Source organism: Bradyrhizobium sp., assembly GCF_035935975.1.
In the GTDB taxonomy this organism is placed as follows: Bacteria; Pseudomonadota; Alphaproteobacteria; order Rhizobiales; family Xanthobacteraceae; genus Bradyrhizobium.
On sequence record NZ_DASYWN010000016.1, the window covers coordinates 47,732 to 63,259 of the forward strand.

A 15,528-nucleotide genomic window follows, 5' to 3' on the forward strand; every position below is an offset into this window, starting at 1 on the left:
TCTTCGTCAAGCGAGCGTATGGACTGCTGTCAGGAACAAGGGCGCCTGTCCCGTCTTGAGTCCTGATCGGTTGTCATTCGGAGGCCAACCATGTCCGTTGTCCGCGATCATGCCGAGCCGCTCGCCATCGTGTTTAGGGACGATGGGCTCGTGCCGAACAACATTCTCCCGTTCCTGGTCTATCAGGGTGCGGTGAAGCTCGATCCCGAGCATCCGGAAGAGACGATCGAGAACCTGTTCGAGGCGAACCACTGGGGCGGCACCTGGCGCAACGGCGTCTACGACTATCTGCACTATCACGCGACGGTGCATGAGGTGCTCGGCGTCGCGCGCGGGAGTGCCCGCGTGCGTTTCGGCGGCGATCATGGACAGGAGCTGGAGATCAAGGCGGGCGACGTCGCGATCCTGCCGGCCGGCACCGGGCATCAGTGCCTCAAGGCGAGCGTCGATTTCTGCGTGATCGGCGCCTATCCGCCGGGATCGAAGATGGAGATCACGCGGGCCACGCCGGAGAACCACGCCAAGGCGCTGAAGACGATTCCGAAGGTTGCGCTGCCGCCGGCCGATCCCGTCACGGGCAAGCACGGGGCGTTGATGCGGTTGTGGCGGTAGCCGCAGGCACGGTGCTGTAGGGTGGATTAGCGCAGCGCAATCCACCTCTTCCGTTTCCGCGGAGACGTGGTGGATTACGCCTTCGGCTAATCCACCCTGCGGATCGCCCTTACGCCTCGTTGCCGCCTTCCTGGCGCGTCGCCTCGAACAGGAACCAGGTCCGGCGCTCGGTCTCGTCGATGAAGTTTTCCAGAATGCTGGCGCTGGCAACGTCGCCGGCCTCGTCACAGACCTCGTGCGCTTTTCGCATCGCGCTCGCGACGTGCTTGTTGTCCTGCATCAGCTCGCGCAGCATCTCGCGCGGCGGGACGTAGTCCTCGTCGTTGTCCTTGATGGTCTGGAGCTTTGCGACCTGGCCGATCGACTTCAGCGTGGTGCCGCCGATCTTGCGGACGCGTTCAGCGAGCTGGTCGGTGGTGGCGAAGATCTGGTCCGACTGCTCGTCGAGCAGCAAATGGTAATCGCGGAAATGGCGACCGCTGATGTGCCAGTGGAAATTCTTGGTCTTGAGGTACAGCGCGAACGCGTCGGCCAGAAGCACGTTGAGCGCCTCGGAAACCTTTTTGACTGCCTGGGGCTGCAGATCGGTGGGGGTGTCGAGGTCGGGAGAGACCTTGCTGGGGGCTTTGCTCACGATAAACCTTCCTGTTAGGACGCGGACATTGACGGCGCGCCGTCGCACCCCTAACGCAAGGCGGGCAGCGCGGTTCCTAGATAGGAACCGCCGGGCGGGATACCATGGACGATTGGATCGATTATTACGACTCCACGCATACGATCTATGTCAGCAAGCTGCATCGCGATTTGCACTTCCAGATCATCGCGCGGGACATCATCGGCTACATCCCCTCGCCCGAGGCGAGCGTGCTCGACTATGCCTGCGGCGAGGCGCTGTCGGCGAGCCAGGTGGCAGCGAGCTGCGGCAAGCTGATCCTCGCCGAGCCCGCGCCCGGTGTGCGCGGCCGGCTGATCTCGCGGTTTGCCCCGAACACAAAAATCCGTGTCCGCTCGCTCGAGGACGTCCGCAAGATGCAGGACCAGTCGATCGACCTCGTGGTGATGAACTCGGTCGCGCAATACATGACGCCGGACGAGCTCGATGGCGCGCTGCTCAACGTCCGGCGGCTGCTGACACCGTCGGGCAAGCTGGTGCTCGGCGATATCCTGCAGCCCAATGTCGGCATGGGCCGCGATGTGATGGCGCTACTCAGCTTCGGCCTGCGTCACGGTTTTCTGAAGGATGCGCTGATCGGGCTGATCAGCACCGCACTGTCGGATTACCGTCACTTGCGTTCGCGCATCGGGCTGCAGCGCTACAGCGAGGACGAGATCACCGCAAAGCTGAAGGCGGCGGGCTTCGCTGTCCAGCGCGCCCACACCAATATCGGCCACAATCGCTGGCGCATGACCTTCATCGCGCGGCCACCTTTGGTGCGTTAAGCATAACGACCACCTGAGGTGGCTTGTCGCACCTGGATCGGACATGATCCGCGCGGCCCGGTGGCGGAAGCGTCTACGCGAGAGCAGTGCATTGCTCTTCATCCTGGTTCAAATCCAGGCCGGGTCTCCAGCCTTCGCTGGCTTCGCCTGCTTCGGCCAGGCAGGCCGTATCGCGCGAAGGCTGCCTCGGCGAAGCCGAAGGGCGAAGACGGGCGAGGCGCAGCTCGTGCTCGTCTCAGCTGCGAGCCGCAGCAACCGTCTCACATTCGGACATAAGCTGAAGCCGCTCCGCATCCTTCGCCGCTGAGCTGATCACGGCATCGAGCAAGCCCGGAAAACGCGCGTCCAGATCCTCGCGGCGCAGCCGCATGAAGCGGTTGGTGCCGGCCACACGCGTCAGCATCAGGCCGCATTCGCGCAATTTTGCGAAGTGATAGGCGAGGTTGGATTTGCCGGCGAGCGCGGTGAAGTCGCCGCAGCAGAGTTCGCTGCTGACACGTTCCTGCTGCGCGAGCTGGTAGACGATGGCCATTCGGATCGGATCGCTCAGGCAATCCAGGACCATCGGCAGCTCGATCTGCTCGCGGGTGGGGTGGAGAGGTGTGCGGCTCATGATCCGGGAATCATAGCGATACGGCCGCAATGTTCAATAGTTCTTGAACCAATTGACTCCTTCGCCATCGCATTCAATAGTTCAATAAACGTTGAACATAGGGATTTTATCCAATGAGCGTGTTCTGGCTGGCCCTGGCGGCCTTTTCGATCGGCACCGAAGGCTTTGTGATTGCTGGTCTTTTGCCGTCGATCGCGGCTGATCTGTCGATTTCGGTCTCGGCTGCCGGCCAATTGGTCACCGCCTACGCCCTCACCTATGCCGTCGGCTCGCCGGTCTTGGCCGTGGCGCTGAACAACATCGACCGCCGCACCGTGCTGGCCCTCGCGCTGACCACCTTCATCGCCGGCAACCTCGCGGCGATGGTGGCTTCCAACTACGCCCTGCTGCTGGCCTCGCGGATGCTGATGGCCTTGGGCTCCGGCCTTTGCATGCCGACGGCGCTCGCGGTGTCGGTTGCCGTCGCCTCGCCGGAGCGGCGCGGCCGCGCGGTGGCGCTGGTGACGTCGGGCCTCACGGTTGCGACCGTCGTCGGCGTTCCCCTCGGCAATCTCGTCGGCAGCCTGCTTGGCTGGCGCGCGACCTTCGCGATGGTCGCGCTGATCGGCGCGGTGGCGCTGGCCGGCCTGCTGCTCGGCCTGCCCCGCGGCCTGCCGCGCAACACGGCGTCCCTCAGCGACCGCCTGGCGGTGGCGCGACACAGCAACGTCCTGTTCGCGCTGCTGATCACGGTTTTATGGGCGCTCGGCGGCTTCACCGTATTCACCTATTTCGCGGTCCCGCTGCGCGGCCTCGGCTTCGATGCCTCGCATATCAGCCTGGCGCTGCTGGTGTTCGGCGGCGCCGCCGCGATCGGGAACATGCTCGGCGGCGTGCTGGCCGACCGGCTCGGTTCGCTCGCCACCGCAGCGCTCGGGCTCGCCGGCATGGCCAGCGCGCTGATCCTGCATTCGCTGGTCCTGAAGCTGATGCCCGGCCAGGCCCATTACGCGGTGCTTGGCGCGATCTTTCTTTGGGGCATTTCGGGCTGGGCGTTCTATCCGGCCCAGATCGCCAGCATCATCCGGATCGAGCCGCAGGCCTCGATGATCGCGCTCTCGCTCAACGCCTCCGCGATGTATCTCGGCTTCGCCATCGGCGGTGCCTTGGGGGGCGCGGTGCTGGCCACGCTCTCGCCGAACGACCTCGGCTGGATCGGTGGAACGAGCGTTGCGGCCTCGCTTCTGGTGCACCTCGCCCGGGGCTGGCAGGCGCGGCCAAAACCCGTCAAAATTGCCGGTTGATGGGCGTTTTTCGGGGTTTCGCCGCCCCGAAAACTGGTCTAAGACCCACCCGCGCGCGAGGGACGACCCCGCGCTCTCGCACAAGGGGACGCGCTGCAAGCGCGCCCTTTTTTTGTGCCCAGATTCCAGCCCGCGAGCGGTGATGCCTAAACGAACCGACATCTCGACCATCCTGATCATCGGCGCCGGTCCCATCGTGATCGGCCAGGCCTGCGAGTTCGATTATTCGGGCACGCAGGCGGTGAAGACGCTGAAGGAAGAGGGCTATCGCATCGTCCTCGTCAATTCCAATCCGGCCACCATCATGACCGATCCGGAACTGGCCGATGCGACCTATATCGAGCCGATCACGCCGGAGATCGTCGCCAAGATCATCGAGAAGGAACGCCATGTCGTTCCCGGCGGCTTCGCGCTGCTGCCGACCATGGGCGGCCAGACCGCGCTGAACTGCGCGCTGTCGCTGCGCCGGCAGGGCACGCTGGACAAGTTCAACGTCGAGATGATCGGCGCGACCGCCGATGCCATCGACAAGGCCGAGGATCGCCAGCTGTTCCGCGAGGCGATGACCAAGATCGGGCTCGAAACGCCGAAGTCGCGCCTCGCCAATGCGTCGGAGCTGAAGAAGTCCTTCCGCGACAAATATCTCGCCGAGCGCGAGAAGCTGTCGGGCGCCGCGCTCGAAGAGCTCGACCGGCAATGGGCGCTCGGCGAGAGCGACCGCCGCAAGCGCTACCAGGAATACGCCTTCGGCCAGGCCATGATGGCGCTGTCCGAGATCGGCCTGCCCGCGATCATCCGTCCGTCCTTCACCATGGGCGGCACCGGCGGCGGCATCGCCTACAACAAGGAAGAGTTCCTCGACATCATCGAGCGCGGTCTCGATGCGTCCCCCACCAACGAAGTCCTGATCGAGGAATCCGTCCTCGGCTGGAAAGAGTTCGAGATGGAGGTGGTGCGCGACAAGAAGGACAATTGCATCATCGTCTGCTCGATCGAGAATTTCGATCCGATGGGCGTGCACACCGGCGACTCCATCACGGTGGCCCCTGCGCTGACGCTGACGGACAAGGAATACCAGATCATGCGCGACGCCTCGCTGGCGGTGCTGCGCGAGATCGGCGTCGAGACCGGCGGCTCCAACGTGCAGTTCGGCGTCAATCCCGAGGACGGCCGCATGGTCGTGATCGAGATGAATCCGCGCGTGTCGCGTTCGTCCGCGCTGGCCTCGAAGGCGACGGGCTTCCCGATCGCCAAGGTCGCGGCGAAACTCGCGATCGGCTACACGCTCGACGAAATCGCCAACGACATCACCGGAGGCGCGACGCCGGCCTCGTTCGAGCCGACCATCGACTACGTGGTGACCAAGATCCCGCGTTTCGCCTTCGAGAAATTCCCCGGCGCCTCCACCACGCTGACGACCTCGATGAAGTCGGTCGGCGAGGTCATGGCGATCGGCCGCACCTTCCAGGAAAGCATGCAGAAGGCCCTGCGCGGGCTCGAGACCGGCCTCACCGGCCTCGACGAGATCGAGATCGACGGGCTCGGCCAGGGCGACGACAAGAACGCGATCCGCGCTGCCCTCGGCCGGCCGACACCGAACCGGCTGCTGCAGGTCGCGCAGGCGATGCGGCTCGGCTGGACCAACGAGGAGATTTTCAACTCCTGCAAGATCGACCCGTGGTTTCTCGGCGAGATGCGCGGCATCGTCGACATGGAAGAGAAGATCAAGAAGAACGGTCTTCCCGGCAACGCCTTCGGCATGCGCACGCTGAAGGCCATGGGCTTCTCTGATGCCCGCCTCGCCGTGCTCGCGCAGACCACGGATGCCGATGTCACCGCCAGGCGTCACGCGCTCGGCGTCCGCCCCGTGTTCAAGCGCATCGATACCTGCGCGGCCGAGTTCGCCTCGCCCACGGCCTACATGTACTCGACCTATGAGTCGCCTTTCGCGGGCAGCACCGCGGACGAGAGCGCGCCGTCGGACCGCAAGAAGGTCATCATCCTCGGCGGCGGCCCGAACCGCATCGGCCAGGGCATCGAGTTCGACTATTGCTGCTGTCACGCCTGCTTCGCGCTCGCCGATGCCGGCTACGAGACCATCATGGTCAACTGCAATCCGGAGACGGTGTCGACCGACTACGACACCGCGGATCGCCTCTATTTCGAGCCGCTCACCGCCGAAGACGTGCTGGAGATCATCGCGACCGAGCGCACCAACGGCACGCTGCATGGCGTGATCGTGCAGTTCGGCGGCCAGACGCCGCTGAAGCTCGCGCGCGCGCTGGAAGCTGCCGAAGTGCCGATCCTCGGCACCTCGCCCGACGCGATCGACCTTGCCGAAGACCGCGACCGCTTCAAGCGCGTGCTGGACAAGCTCCGCCTCAAGCAGCCGAAGAACGGCATCGCCTATTCGGTCGAGCAGGCCCGCCTGGTTGCAACCGATCTCGGCCTGCCGCTGGTGGTACGCCCGTCCTACGTGCTCGGCGGCCGCGCGATGCAGATCATCCGCGAGGAGAACCAGCTCAGCGATTACCTGCTCGGCACGCTGCCGGAGCTGGTGCCGGCCGACGTCAAGGCGCGCTATCCCAACGACAAGACCGGACAAATCAACACGGTGCTCGGCAAGAACCCGCTGCTGTTCGACCGCTATCTCTCCGATGCCACCGAAGTCGATGTCGACTGCCTCTCCGACGGCAAGGACACGTTCATCGTCGGCATCATGGAGCACATCGAGGAAGCCGGCATTCACTCCGGCGATAGCGCCTGCTCGCTGCCGCCCTATTCGCTCGACGCCAAGATGATCGACGAGCTGGAGCGGCAGACGCGCGAGCTCGCGCTCGGCCTCGACGTCGTCGGCCTGATGAACGTGCAATACGCCATCAAGGACGGCGAGATCTACGTGCTTGAAGTCAATCCGCGCGCCTCGCGCACGGTGCCGTTCGTCGCCAAGGTGGTCGGCACGCCGGTCGCCAAGATCGCCGCGCGCATCATGGCCGGCGAGAAGCTCGCCGACTTCAATCTGAAGAAGGCAAAGCTCAAGCATGTCGGCGTGAAGGAATCGGTGTTCCCGTTCGCGCGCTTCCCCGGCGTCGACACGGTGCTCGGCCCCGAGATGCGCTCGACCGGCGAGGTCATGGGCATCGACCGCAACTTCGAAGTCGCCTTCGCCAAGAGCCAGCTGGGCGGCGGCACGCGCGTGCCGGGCAAGGGCACGGTGTTCGTCTCGGTGCGTGAGAGCGACAAGACGCGTATCGCAGATGCCGTTCGCGAACTGCACTCGCTCGGCTTCAAGGTGCTGGCGACATCGGGCACGGCGCGCTTCCTGACCGATCAGGGCATCCCGACCGAGAAGGTGAACAAGGTGCTGGAGGGACGGCCGCACATCGTCGACGCCATCACCAATGGCGACGTCCAGCTGGTCTTCAACACCACCGAAGGCCCGCAGGCGCTCGCCGACAGCCGTTCGCTGCGGCGCGCGGCCCTCTTGCATAAAGTGCCGTATTACACCACTCTTTCCGGGGCCGTGGCGGCCGCGCAGGGCATCCGCGCCTATTTGGGCGGGGACCTTGAGGTTCGTACCCTGCAGAGCTACTTTTCGGAAACCTGATCGCTAGCGGCGGTAAAGCCGACGCTAAGTGATTGGCGATGAAGCCACAATGGCCGGAGGAACTGTCCGGCCATGTGGTTGTTCTGTTCCGGCGCCAGACCCACATAACGTTCCGGTGGCGGCGTCTTCAGCCCCGGATACACTGACGAATCAAGGTTGCCGCGCCTCTGTTCGGGGGGCGCGTGACCGAAAGACGAGAGAAGAGATGGAAAAGGTTCCGATGACCCAGGCCGGCTTTGTCGCGCTCGGGGAAGAATTGAAGAAGCGCCAGTCGGAGGACCGTCCGCGGATCATCGAGCATATCGCCGAGGCGCGCTCGCACGGAGACCTGTCGGAAAACGCGGAATATCACGCCGCAAAGGAAGAGCAGTCCCACAATGAGGGCCGCATCGCCGAGCTCGAGGACAAGCTCGCGCGCGCCGACATCATCGACATCTCGAAACTCTCCGGCGACACCATCAAGTTCGGCGCCACCGTGACGCTGGTCGACGAGGACACCGAGAAGAAGACGGTGTGGCAGATCGTCGGCGAGGTCGAGGCCGACGCCAAGAAGGGCCGCATCTCCATCACCTCGCCGCTCGCCCGCGCGCTGATCGGCAAGAAGAAAGGCTCGACCGTCGAGGTCAACGCCCCCGGCGGCGCCAAGGCGTATGAGATTACCAAGGTGGAGTGGCGGTAAGGAGTTGCCGCTGCTTGCGATGACGTTTCGAAAAGGCCGCGCACCGCGCGGCCTTTTTTGTTTCGGCGCGTCGTTGAGGTGTGAGGAGTTCGTGCTCTTCCCGCTCGTCATTGCGAGGAGCAAAGCGACGAAGCAATCCAGAATCTCTCCGCGGAGACAGTCTGGATTGCTTCGCTACGCTCGCAATGACGACGCGGGAGCAGCGCGCCCTACTCTCGTGTCCCGGACGCGCTGCAACGCGCAGCGTTGCTGCGCGGAGCCGGGACCCAACCAGCAACACAGTATGCGGTGAGATAGGCCCCGGCTCTGCAGCGCACCGCACCGGACGATGCTTCGCATCGCCGGGAGCGCTGCGCTGCGTCCGGGCACGAGAGCGGAGACCTATCTCCGCCCCTTCACGTCCAGCGGCACGGCCGCCTCGTACTTCGAATTATGCAGCACCAGCGACGTCCGCACGTTGCGGACATGGGGCGCCGCGGTCAGGTGCGTCACGAAATCCTGGAAGGTCGCCATGTCGGGCGCGACGCATTTGAGGATGAAATCGACTTCGCCCGACAGCATCCAGCATTCCCGCACCAGGGGCTCGGCGCGGACGAATTCCTCGAAGGCGCGCAAATCGGCCTCGGCCTGGCTGGAGAGGTGCACGGCGGCGAAGACCGTGACATCGAAACCGAGCTTTCGCGCGTCCAGGAGACCGCGGTAGCCGTGGATATAGCCCTCCTCCTCCAGCGCCCGGACTCGGCGCAGGCAGGGAGGCGGTGAGATTCCGACACGCTTGGCCAGCTCGACATTGGTGATTCGACCGTCGGCCTGAATCTCGGTCAAAATCTTCAGGTCGATCTCGTCTAGGTTCCGCGACACGTGATTGGAACTCCTGGCCTTTACGGCGGTATTGGGTGGGTCTGTCGCAATCCTCATAGCCCAGTCCGGCCGGTTAGCGCAATTTTATTGCGCGTGCAGCGCAATCGACTTTTGTTCCTTGTTGGAAAAATCCGCCGAGAGGGAATGCAATTCTTGCATAGCTCACCAGAAGGCTTAGATTAGCTCTGATATTTCAGCGCCTCCGCGAGGCCTCCTGGCTCCTTCCGCGCCCGCGCTGCAAATCCCCCGTGAAAGGCGTCCATCGAAATGTCCGCTCCTGTTCATGCAAAGGTCGTCATTATTGGCTCCGGCCCCGCCGGCTACACCGCCGCGATCTACGCCGCGCGCGCGATGCTCGAGCCGATCCTGATCCAGGGCATCCAGCCGGGCGGCCAGCTCACCATCACCACCGACGTCGAGAACTATCCGGGCTTCGCCGACGTGATCCAGGGCCCCTGGCTGATGGAGCAGATGGAGAAGCAGGCGGTTCATGTCGGCACCCAGATCGTTTCCGACCTGGTGATCAAGCTCGACACCTCGCAGCGGCCGTTCCGCCTCACCTGCGACAGCGGCGACGTCTATCTCGCCGACGTCGTCATCCTCGCCACCGGCGCACAGGCGCGCTGGCTCGGGCTGCCGTCCGAAGTGAAGTTCCAGGGCGGCGGCGTGTCGGCCTGCGCCACCTGCGACGGCTTCTTCTACCGCGGCAAGGAGGTCGTGGTGGTCGGCGGCGGCAATACCGCGGTCGAGGAAGCCCTTTACCTCACCAACCACGCCTCGCAGGTCACCATCGTGCATCGCCGCGATCACTTCCGCGCCGAGCGAATCCTGCAGGAGCGCCTGTTCAAGCACCCGAAGATCAAGGTGGTCTGGGACTCCGCCATCGACGAGATCTGCGGCACCGAGAACCCGAACAAGGTCACCCATGTGCGCCTCAAGAACGTCAAGACCGGCGCGCTCAGGGATTTGAAGACCGACGGCGTGTTCATCGCGATCGGCCACGCGCCTGCGACCGAGCTCGTCAAGGACAAGGTCAAGCTCAAATCCTCGGGCTATATCGAGGTCGCCCCGAATTCGACCGCGACCTCCGTGCCCGGCTTGTTCGCCGCCGGCGACGTCGCCGACGAGACCTATCGCCAGGCCGTGACGGCCGCCGGCCTCGGCTGCATGGCAGCACTCGAGGCCGAACGCTTCCTGGCCCTGCGCGCCAGCGAGCGCGCCGCAGCGGAATAAGATCATGCCTCGAACACGCGACGGATTTACGGATATGGACTGGGACAAGCTGAAGGTGTTTCACGCGGCGGCGGAAGCGGGCAGCTTCACGCATGCGGGCGAGCAGCTCGGCCTGTCGCAATCGGCGGTGTCACGCCAGGTCTCGGCGCTGGAGCAGGAGCTGTCGGTCTCGCTCTTCCACCGCCACGCCCGCGGCCTGATCCTCACCGAGCAGGGCGACCTCCTGTTCCGCACCGCGCATGACGTGTTCATGCAACTGCAGGCGGCACGCGCGAAACTCACCGACAGCCGCGAGCGGCCGAGCGGCGACCTCAAGATCACCACCACGCCCGGCGTCGGCATCAACTGGTTGATCCCGCGCCTCGGCGAATTCACCGCGCTCTACCCTGAGATTCGCATCTCGCTGATCGTCACCGACGAGGAGCTGGATCTCTCGATGCGCGAGGCCGACGTTGCGATCCGCACCCGTAAGCCGACGCAGCCGGATCTCATCCAGCGCAAGCTCTTCGCGATGGGCTTCCACGCCTATTGCTCACCGGAATACATCAAGCGTTTCGGCACGCCGCGTACGCTGGAGGAGCTCGACTCCCACCGCATCATCACGCTGTCCGACGGCAACTTCGCGCCGCATTTGCAGAACCGCAACTGGCTGATCGAAGCCGGCCGCAACGGCTCCGGTCCGCGCGAAGCCTATTTCAAGGTCAACAACATCCTCGGCCTCGTGCGCGCCTGCCAGCAGGGCCTCGGCATCGCGGCACTGCCCGACTATCTCGTCGAGGAGCAGAGCAAGCTCGTTCAACTGTTCGGCGAATCGGATTCGATCCAGCTCGATACGTATTTCGTCTATCCGGAAGAGTTGAAGACGGTCGCGCGCGTGCAGGTGTTCCGCGACTTCGTGGTGAGCAAGGCGCAGCGCTGGCCGTCCTGATTTCCGCATGTCTGACATGCGACCTGAACGGTTGCTGCATGGCGCTTGGCAAGCCCATAATGTTTCCACGCTGAGCCTTCGCGTTGCGCATTTGTCCCCCTCCTCCAGTGGCGCGGGAGTTCAGTAATCCCTCTTGGAAGGTGATTGTGTCGGCCTCACGTGGCCAATACCTCAAGCCGGGCCCTTTGGGTCCGGCTTTTTTTCTGCCGAATTCGGTATTCACCTTCCGCGTGTATTGACAGTTTTGGGCATACCCCGCATCATTTACAAATGATCACGAAGTCGTGCGCAATCGTCTCGAAAAAAGGCCCCCATCCCGGGGCCTCGGATTTTTGCGCGCACTAGCTAGCTTCGTCATCGCAGCAAATCCCGAAAACCCCGCCGCCTGGACGGGGTTTTTTCATGTGCCCTCCGTCTCAGGTTTTCACGAGAAGGAGATGGAACATGACCGGTCTTGAAGATCATTTGCACGGGCTGTGGCTGCCGCTGGTGACGCCGTTTCGCGACGGCCGTCTCGACGAGACGTCACTGCGGCGGCTGACACGGCACTACTGCACCCAGGCCATCGACGGCTTCATCCTGGGCGCGACCTCGGGCGAAGGCATGACGCTGCGCGATGCCGAACTCGAGCGGCTCGTTGCGGTGGTGCGGGACGAGATGGCCGCGGGCCGCCGCAGCGTCCCGGTCTGCCTTGGCCTGTCGGGCGCGGACACCTCGCGGCTGAAGGATCGTTTGGATGAGACCGCGGACTGGCCGATCGACGGCTATCTGATCGCAAGTCCCTATTACGTGCGGCCGTCGCAGCGCGGCTTGCTGGCGCATTTCGAGGCACTGGCCGATCACGCGGCCTGGCCGCTCGCGCTGTACAACATCCCCTATCGAACCTCGGTCAACATCACCAACCAGACCATGCTGCGGCTCGCCGAGCATCCCAATATCATTGGCCTCAAGGATTGCGGCGCCAGCCGCGAGCAATCGATCGCACTGCTGCGCGACCGGCCGAAGAATTTTCGCGTGCTGACCGGCGAGGACGCGAATTATCTCGAGGCGCTCACCGATGGCGCCGACGGCGGCATCGTGTTGTCCGCCCATGTCGAGACCGCGACGTTCGCGGCGATCTACGCTGAAGCGAAGCGCGGCAATCATGACGCGGCACAGGCGCACTGGAACGAGGTCACCGAGCTGACGCGGCTGTTGTTCACGGAGCCGAGTCCCGCGCCGGCGAAGTATTGGCTGTGGCGCAGCGGCCTGATCGACAGCCCCGAAGTGCGCCTGCCGATGGTGGAAGTGAGCAGCGAGCTCGCGGCGACGATCGATCGCGAGATCGAGCGACGGATGAAAATCGCGGCATAGCTCTTCCTCTCCGAACGCACGCTGCCGTCCTTCTCCCCCTGCGGGAGAGGGAACGAAGACTCGTGTCTAAACCCGACACATGCCCGTCACGCTCAACATCAGCTCAATCCGGAAAGATCGACCCATGGGACTCCGTTTATGGACCCGCGCCCTTAACGCCCTCTCGCAATCCCTGTCATGTCTGGGCGGTACCAAATGGGTCGACAAATATCCGGCGTCAGCCTGGCTGCGTCGCGACATCGGTCTTGGCGAAGAGGTGGTGATGCGAGAACGGGACCGGATTGACGAGATCAGGCGCAGGTACAGCGGGTGGGTGTAGCGGTCGCGCTTCGCCGCTTACCGCTTGCGGCGGGCGCGGTGTGCCTTGGTTAACCGCGCCCCAACTCCCTTCGCAGCTGCCGCATGGCGCATCCACGGCTCGTTTACGCAATCCGCCCTATCGTCTCGCCTCAACGTCTATCAAAGGGGGGAATGACCATGGGGCAACGCGTTCGCCCGACCGCGGCGGAAATCTTCGCGCCCGCTGATCTTTTGCAGGGAATTCTGGTGGTTTCGTCATTCGGGTTCTGGGCGGTGATGCTCGGCCTGGTGCCGGTGCTGCTGTTTCGGGTCTGGCTGACCTGAGGCCGCTTGCCGCGCACATGGTTAAACCGCCGTCACAAATGCGTTCGAAATGCGCACGGGATCGCGAACCGGAATCTTAAAACATCCCGCCTAGCGTGAGGCCCATAAGCGAAGAAATCGCGGGGGCGTTTGTGAATAGTCAGAATGAAATGGCGTCGCATTTCGACGCCGGACAGCGGAGCTTGTCCAACGAAGAGAGCTTCACCACCGAAGACATTCTCTGGGCCGTCGGCATCTGGTCGGTGATCCTGACGCTGTCGCCGGTGATCGTGTTCTACATGCTGATGGTGGCGTGACCTTCATCTCGAGATTCCGGGTCTGACGCTGACGCGCCATCCCGGAATGACGAGCGAAGGCCACAAACGCAAAACGCGCGGACTTCCGCGCGTTCGTCGTCCGGGGAATGATTGATGAAATTATGCCGCCTGCTTATGCATTGCGCCAGAAGCCGACGCCGTGCCGCGAATGGCTTTCACTGAACGCTCGATCGCCGCCCACAGCCTTGCAATTTCCTGAGCTGCACGGCTCTCGGCCTGATACTCACGCGCGCCTTCGCCGTGGCTGAGTGCCATCAACAAATCCGAACGATTGGTGATCTGACCGCCCCAGACCGGAGCGCGGAATTTCGCCAGCGCCTCGCGGGCGATGGTGACGATCGGGCTTTCTGATTCGTCACGGCGCGCCGGCGCACCGTTGAGAACGACCGCGTAGGGCTTGCGCGCCGCGCGGCACATCTGAATCGTTTCCTGCACCGCGTTGACGTCGAACACGCCGGGACGCGCCGGGATCACCACCATGGTGGCGTTCTTGATCGCGTCGTCGACCACGGCCGAGAGGTTCGGCGGCGTGTCGATCAACACCCATTCATAACCGTCGCGCTTGGCCGCGGAGACGATGCCGCTGACCGAGTTCACGGCCGCCTTGATCGGCGGCTCGTTGGTGCCGCGCAGCTTGTGCCACAGCGTGAGCGAGCCCTGCGGATCCGCGTCCACGAGCATCACCTGCTTGCTGGCCTTGATCTGCGCGGCGAGATGTGCGGCCAGGGTACTCTTGCCCGAGCCGCCTTTACGCGATGCGAAAACAATAACGTTCATACCCTTGGCCTCCAGATTGACCCCAGGCCGCGAAAATGAATCACCACACTGATTCGGGAAAGAAAAATTTACCGGGAGTTGCGTCTCGGCCACGAAATAACAAGGCGTGTTGGCTTTTGAGTCACACTGCTACGCGCGACGACGGAAACGAACTGCAACGGAGCGCCTGCCGTGCGAGCAATCGGGCCTTTTTTAAGCAGTGCGACGGGAAAAAACGGAATGCAACCTTGCCGGGCAAATCCTCCCCCGACTCTTTTCGTCCGCGCATGCTCGTAACCGCCGCAAGCCTGCGCGCGAGGTGGCGAACAAAAGGAGTCCGGAAGCTGTCGCAAGGCTGATGCCGTGGCGTTTTGACTCACGAGCGAACGGGCACACACGCTCACGCCTCGCGCGATCGGAGGACATCGCCGTCGCGCCGCGCATCGCTACGTGCAGACGTCCGCGCAGCGGACGACCGAAACGCAAATGCCCGGGGATGAGCCCGGGCACTTCAGGTTTCAAAGCAGGAACGCGCTGTGACGCGCTCAGCCTTCGTCGGTTTTCTTCTTCTTGCTGGTCTTCGCTGTCGGCTTCTTCTTGGTGTTCGATGCGGTCGGCTTGCCGGCGCGGGCCTGGCCGGGCTCGGGGCCCTGGCGGAAGAACACCTTGCACTGCGGCGAGAGCTGCGCCTTCTTCTGGATCATGCAGGCGGTGATGGCGTCGACGTTCGGCACGAACTCGCCGCACAGCCGCATCGCGTCCGGCGAGCAGGCCTGCTGCTCCTCCTGCGTATAGGCGAAGCCGACGCCCGGCTGGATCACGACGGCCAGGACAACCCCGGCAACGGCAGCAAGAACGGACTTCCCAAAGCGAAACGCGGGCATCGATCCCCCCAAGTTCGAGTCGGGCCGGAGTGTGGGTGAACGGCGGTTCGTTGGCAACGAGGGCGGAGGCGAATGCTCGGAGCTGTGCGGTCTCGGCAACAGGCGGGGCGGGCTGCTGAAGGTGCTGTAGCTGACGGGACCCAACCGCCTTCTCCGCTGTCATGCTCCGGCTTGACCGGGGCATCCAGTATTCCAGAGACGCCTGACGTTCCTCGATAAGCCGCGGCGTACTGGATCCCCCGCCTGCGCGGGGGATGACAGTTGTGGATGGGGAAAGCGCTGAGGCCCACGCTAACCCTCCGGCGGATCTGGCAGGATCGCCTTCGCGCCCGAGCCCC

The 15,528-nt window shown here is 63.9% G+C and carries 14 protein-coding genes and 1 tRNA gene; 10 read left to right on the forward strand and 5 right to left on the reverse strand.

Going from position 1 to position 15,528, the window contains the following annotated elements; translation table 11 throughout:
• The first annotated feature begins 90 nt into the window (after positions 1-90).
• On the forward strand, positions 91-612 hold the full coding sequence (locus VGR99_RS09150; protein ID WP_326898018.1) for a hypothetical protein: 522 nt from the start codon (positions 91-93) through the stop codon (positions 610-612).
• A 109-nt stretch (positions 613-721) separates the two neighbouring features.
• Here VGR99_RS09150 and VGR99_RS09155 read toward each other — a convergent pair whose 3' ends face one another.
• Positions 722-1,246: a DNA starvation/stationary phase protection protein gene (locus VGR99_RS09155; protein WP_326898019.1), complete on the reverse strand. Its 525-nt coding sequence runs from the start codon at positions 1,244-1,246 to the stop codon at positions 722-724.
• A 104-nt stretch (positions 1,247-1,350) separates the two neighbouring features.
• Between VGR99_RS09155 and VGR99_RS09160 the strand changes: the two genes are divergently transcribed.
• Together VGR99_RS09160 and VGR99_RS09165 are read left to right on the forward strand one after the other, a co-directional pair.
• The gene (locus VGR99_RS09160) at positions 1,351-2,052 is read left to right on the forward strand and encodes a class I SAM-dependent methyltransferase (RefSeq protein ID WP_326898021.1); all 702 of its coding nucleotides are present in this window, start codon (positions 1,351-1,353) and stop codon (positions 2,050-2,052) included.
• A 54-nt stretch (positions 2,053-2,106) separates the two neighbouring features.
• Positions 2,107-2,182, forward strand: a tRNA-Ala gene (locus VGR99_RS09165).
• Between the two features lie 105 nt (positions 2,183-2,287).
• Here VGR99_RS09165 and VGR99_RS09170 read toward each other — a convergent pair.
• The gene (locus VGR99_RS09170; protein ID WP_326898022.1) at positions 2,288-2,665 is read right to left on the reverse strand and encodes a helix-turn-helix transcriptional regulator; all 378 of its coding nucleotides are present in this window, start codon (positions 2,663-2,665) and stop codon (positions 2,288-2,290) included.
• Positions 2,666-2,778: 113 nt separating this feature from the next.
• Here VGR99_RS09170 and VGR99_RS09175 point away from each other — a divergent pair, with 113 nt between their 5' ends.
• The 3 genes from VGR99_RS09175 to greA all read left to right on the forward strand — a co-directional run bounded on the left by VGR99_RS09175 (position 2,779) and on the right by greA (position 8,234).
• Positions 2,779-3,948, forward strand: a complete 1,170-nt coding sequence (locus VGR99_RS09175; RefSeq protein ID WP_326898023.1) for an MFS transporter — start codon at positions 2,779-2,781, stop codon at positions 3,946-3,948.
• 142 nt (positions 3,949-4,090) lie between these two features.
• Entirely contained in the window at positions 4,091-7,555 is a 3,465-nt protein-coding gene (gene carB / locus VGR99_RS09180) for a carbamoyl-phosphate synthase large subunit (RefSeq protein WP_326898024.1), read from the forward strand.
• A 205-nt stretch (positions 7,556-7,760) separates the two neighbouring features.
• On the forward strand, positions 7,761-8,234 hold the full coding sequence (gene greA / locus VGR99_RS09185; protein WP_018643807.1) for a transcription elongation factor GreA: 474 nt from the start codon (positions 7,761-7,763) through the stop codon (positions 8,232-8,234).
• A 381-nt stretch (positions 8,235-8,615) separates the two neighbouring features.
• Here the strand turns inward: greA and VGR99_RS09190 are convergent, their stop codons facing one another.
• A complete protein-coding gene (locus VGR99_RS09190; protein WP_027547667.1) occupies positions 8,616-9,095 on the reverse strand; it encodes an Lrp/AsnC family transcriptional regulator in 480 nt (159 codons plus the stop codon).
• Positions 9,096-9,362: 267 nt separating this feature from the next.
• Between VGR99_RS09190 and trxB the strand changes: the two genes are divergently transcribed.
• The 4 genes from trxB to VGR99_RS09210 all read left to right on the forward strand — a co-directional run bounded on the left by trxB (position 9,363) and on the right by VGR99_RS09210 (position 13,233).
• Complete coding sequence (gene trxB / locus VGR99_RS09195) at positions 9,363-10,328, forward strand: thioredoxin-disulfide reductase (protein WP_326898025.1); 966 nt, start codon at positions 9,363-9,365, stop codon at positions 10,326-10,328.
• A gap of 4 nt (positions 10,329-10,332) precedes the next feature.
• A complete protein-coding gene (locus tag VGR99_RS09200) occupies positions 10,333-11,256 on the forward strand; it encodes a LysR family transcriptional regulator (protein WP_084809887.1) in 924 nt (307 codons plus the stop codon).
• Between the two features lie 444 nt (positions 11,257-11,700).
• The gene (gene dapA, locus VGR99_RS09205; protein ID WP_326898026.1) at positions 11,701-12,609 is read left to right on the forward strand and encodes a 4-hydroxy-tetrahydrodipicolinate synthase; all 909 of its coding nucleotides are present in this window, start codon (positions 11,701-11,703) and stop codon (positions 12,607-12,609) included.
• Positions 12,610-13,080: 471 nt separating this feature from the next.
• Positions 13,081-13,233: a hypothetical protein gene (locus VGR99_RS09210; RefSeq protein WP_326898057.1), complete on the forward strand. Its 153-nt coding sequence runs from the start codon at positions 13,081-13,083 to the stop codon at positions 13,231-13,233.
• 416 nt (positions 13,234-13,649) lie between these two features.
• On the opposite strand, the gene VGR99_RS09215 is transcribed toward VGR99_RS09210, so the two are convergent.
• Entirely contained in the window at positions 13,650-14,327 is a 678-nt protein-coding gene (locus VGR99_RS09215) for a ParA family protein (RefSeq protein WP_028150667.1), read from the reverse strand.
• Positions 14,328-14,851: 524 nt separating this feature from the next.
• Positions 14,852-15,190 (reverse strand): hypothetical protein, encoded by a 339-nt coding sequence (locus tag VGR99_RS09220; RefSeq protein ID WP_326898027.1) that lies wholly within the window; start codon positions 15,188-15,190, stop codon positions 14,852-14,854.
• Positions 15,191-15,528 lie beyond the last annotated feature (338 nt).

Bases quoted from the DNA above. Each gene is read 5' to 3' on its own strand.
- carB (WP_326898024.1), top strand. From the start codon at position 4,091: ATGCCTAAACGAACCGACATCTCGACCATCCTGATCATCGGCGCCGGT.
- VGR99_RS09200 (WP_084809887.1), top strand. From the start codon at position 10,333: ATGCCTCGAACACGCGACGGATTTACGGATATGGACTGGGACAAGCTG.
- VGR99_RS09210 (WP_326898057.1), top strand. From the start codon at position 13,081: ATGACCATGGGGCAACGCGTTCGCCCGACCGCGGCGGAAATCTTCGCG.
- VGR99_RS09220 (WP_326898027.1), bottom strand. From the start codon at position 15,190: ATGCCCGCGTTTCGCTTTGGGAAGTCCGTTCTTGCTGCCGTTGCCGGG.
- VGR99_RS09150 (WP_326898018.1), top strand. From the start codon at position 91: ATGTCCGTTGTCCGCGATCATGCCGAGCCGCTCGCCATCGTGTTTAGG.
- VGR99_RS09215 (WP_028150667.1), bottom strand. From the start codon at position 14,327: ATGAACGTTATTGTTTTCGCATCGCGTAAAGGCGGCTCGGGCAAGAGT.
- trxB (WP_326898025.1), top strand. From the start codon at position 9,363: ATGTCCGCTCCTGTTCATGCAAAGGTCGTCATTATTGGCTCCGGCCCC.
- dapA (WP_326898026.1), top strand. From the start codon at position 11,701: ATGACCGGTCTTGAAGATCATTTGCACGGGCTGTGGCTGCCGCTGGTG.
- greA (WP_018643807.1), top strand. From the start codon at position 7,761: ATGGAAAAGGTTCCGATGACCCAGGCCGGCTTTGTCGCGCTCGGGGAA.
- VGR99_RS09170 (WP_326898022.1), bottom strand. From the start codon at position 2,665: ATGAGCCGCACACCTCTCCACCCCACCCGCGAGCAGATCGAGCTGCCG.
- VGR99_RS09160 (WP_326898021.1), top strand. From the start codon at position 1,351: ATGGACGATTGGATCGATTATTACGACTCCACGCATACGATCTATGTC.
- VGR99_RS09175 (WP_326898023.1), top strand. From the start codon at position 2,779: ATGAGCGTGTTCTGGCTGGCCCTGGCGGCCTTTTCGATCGGCACCGAA.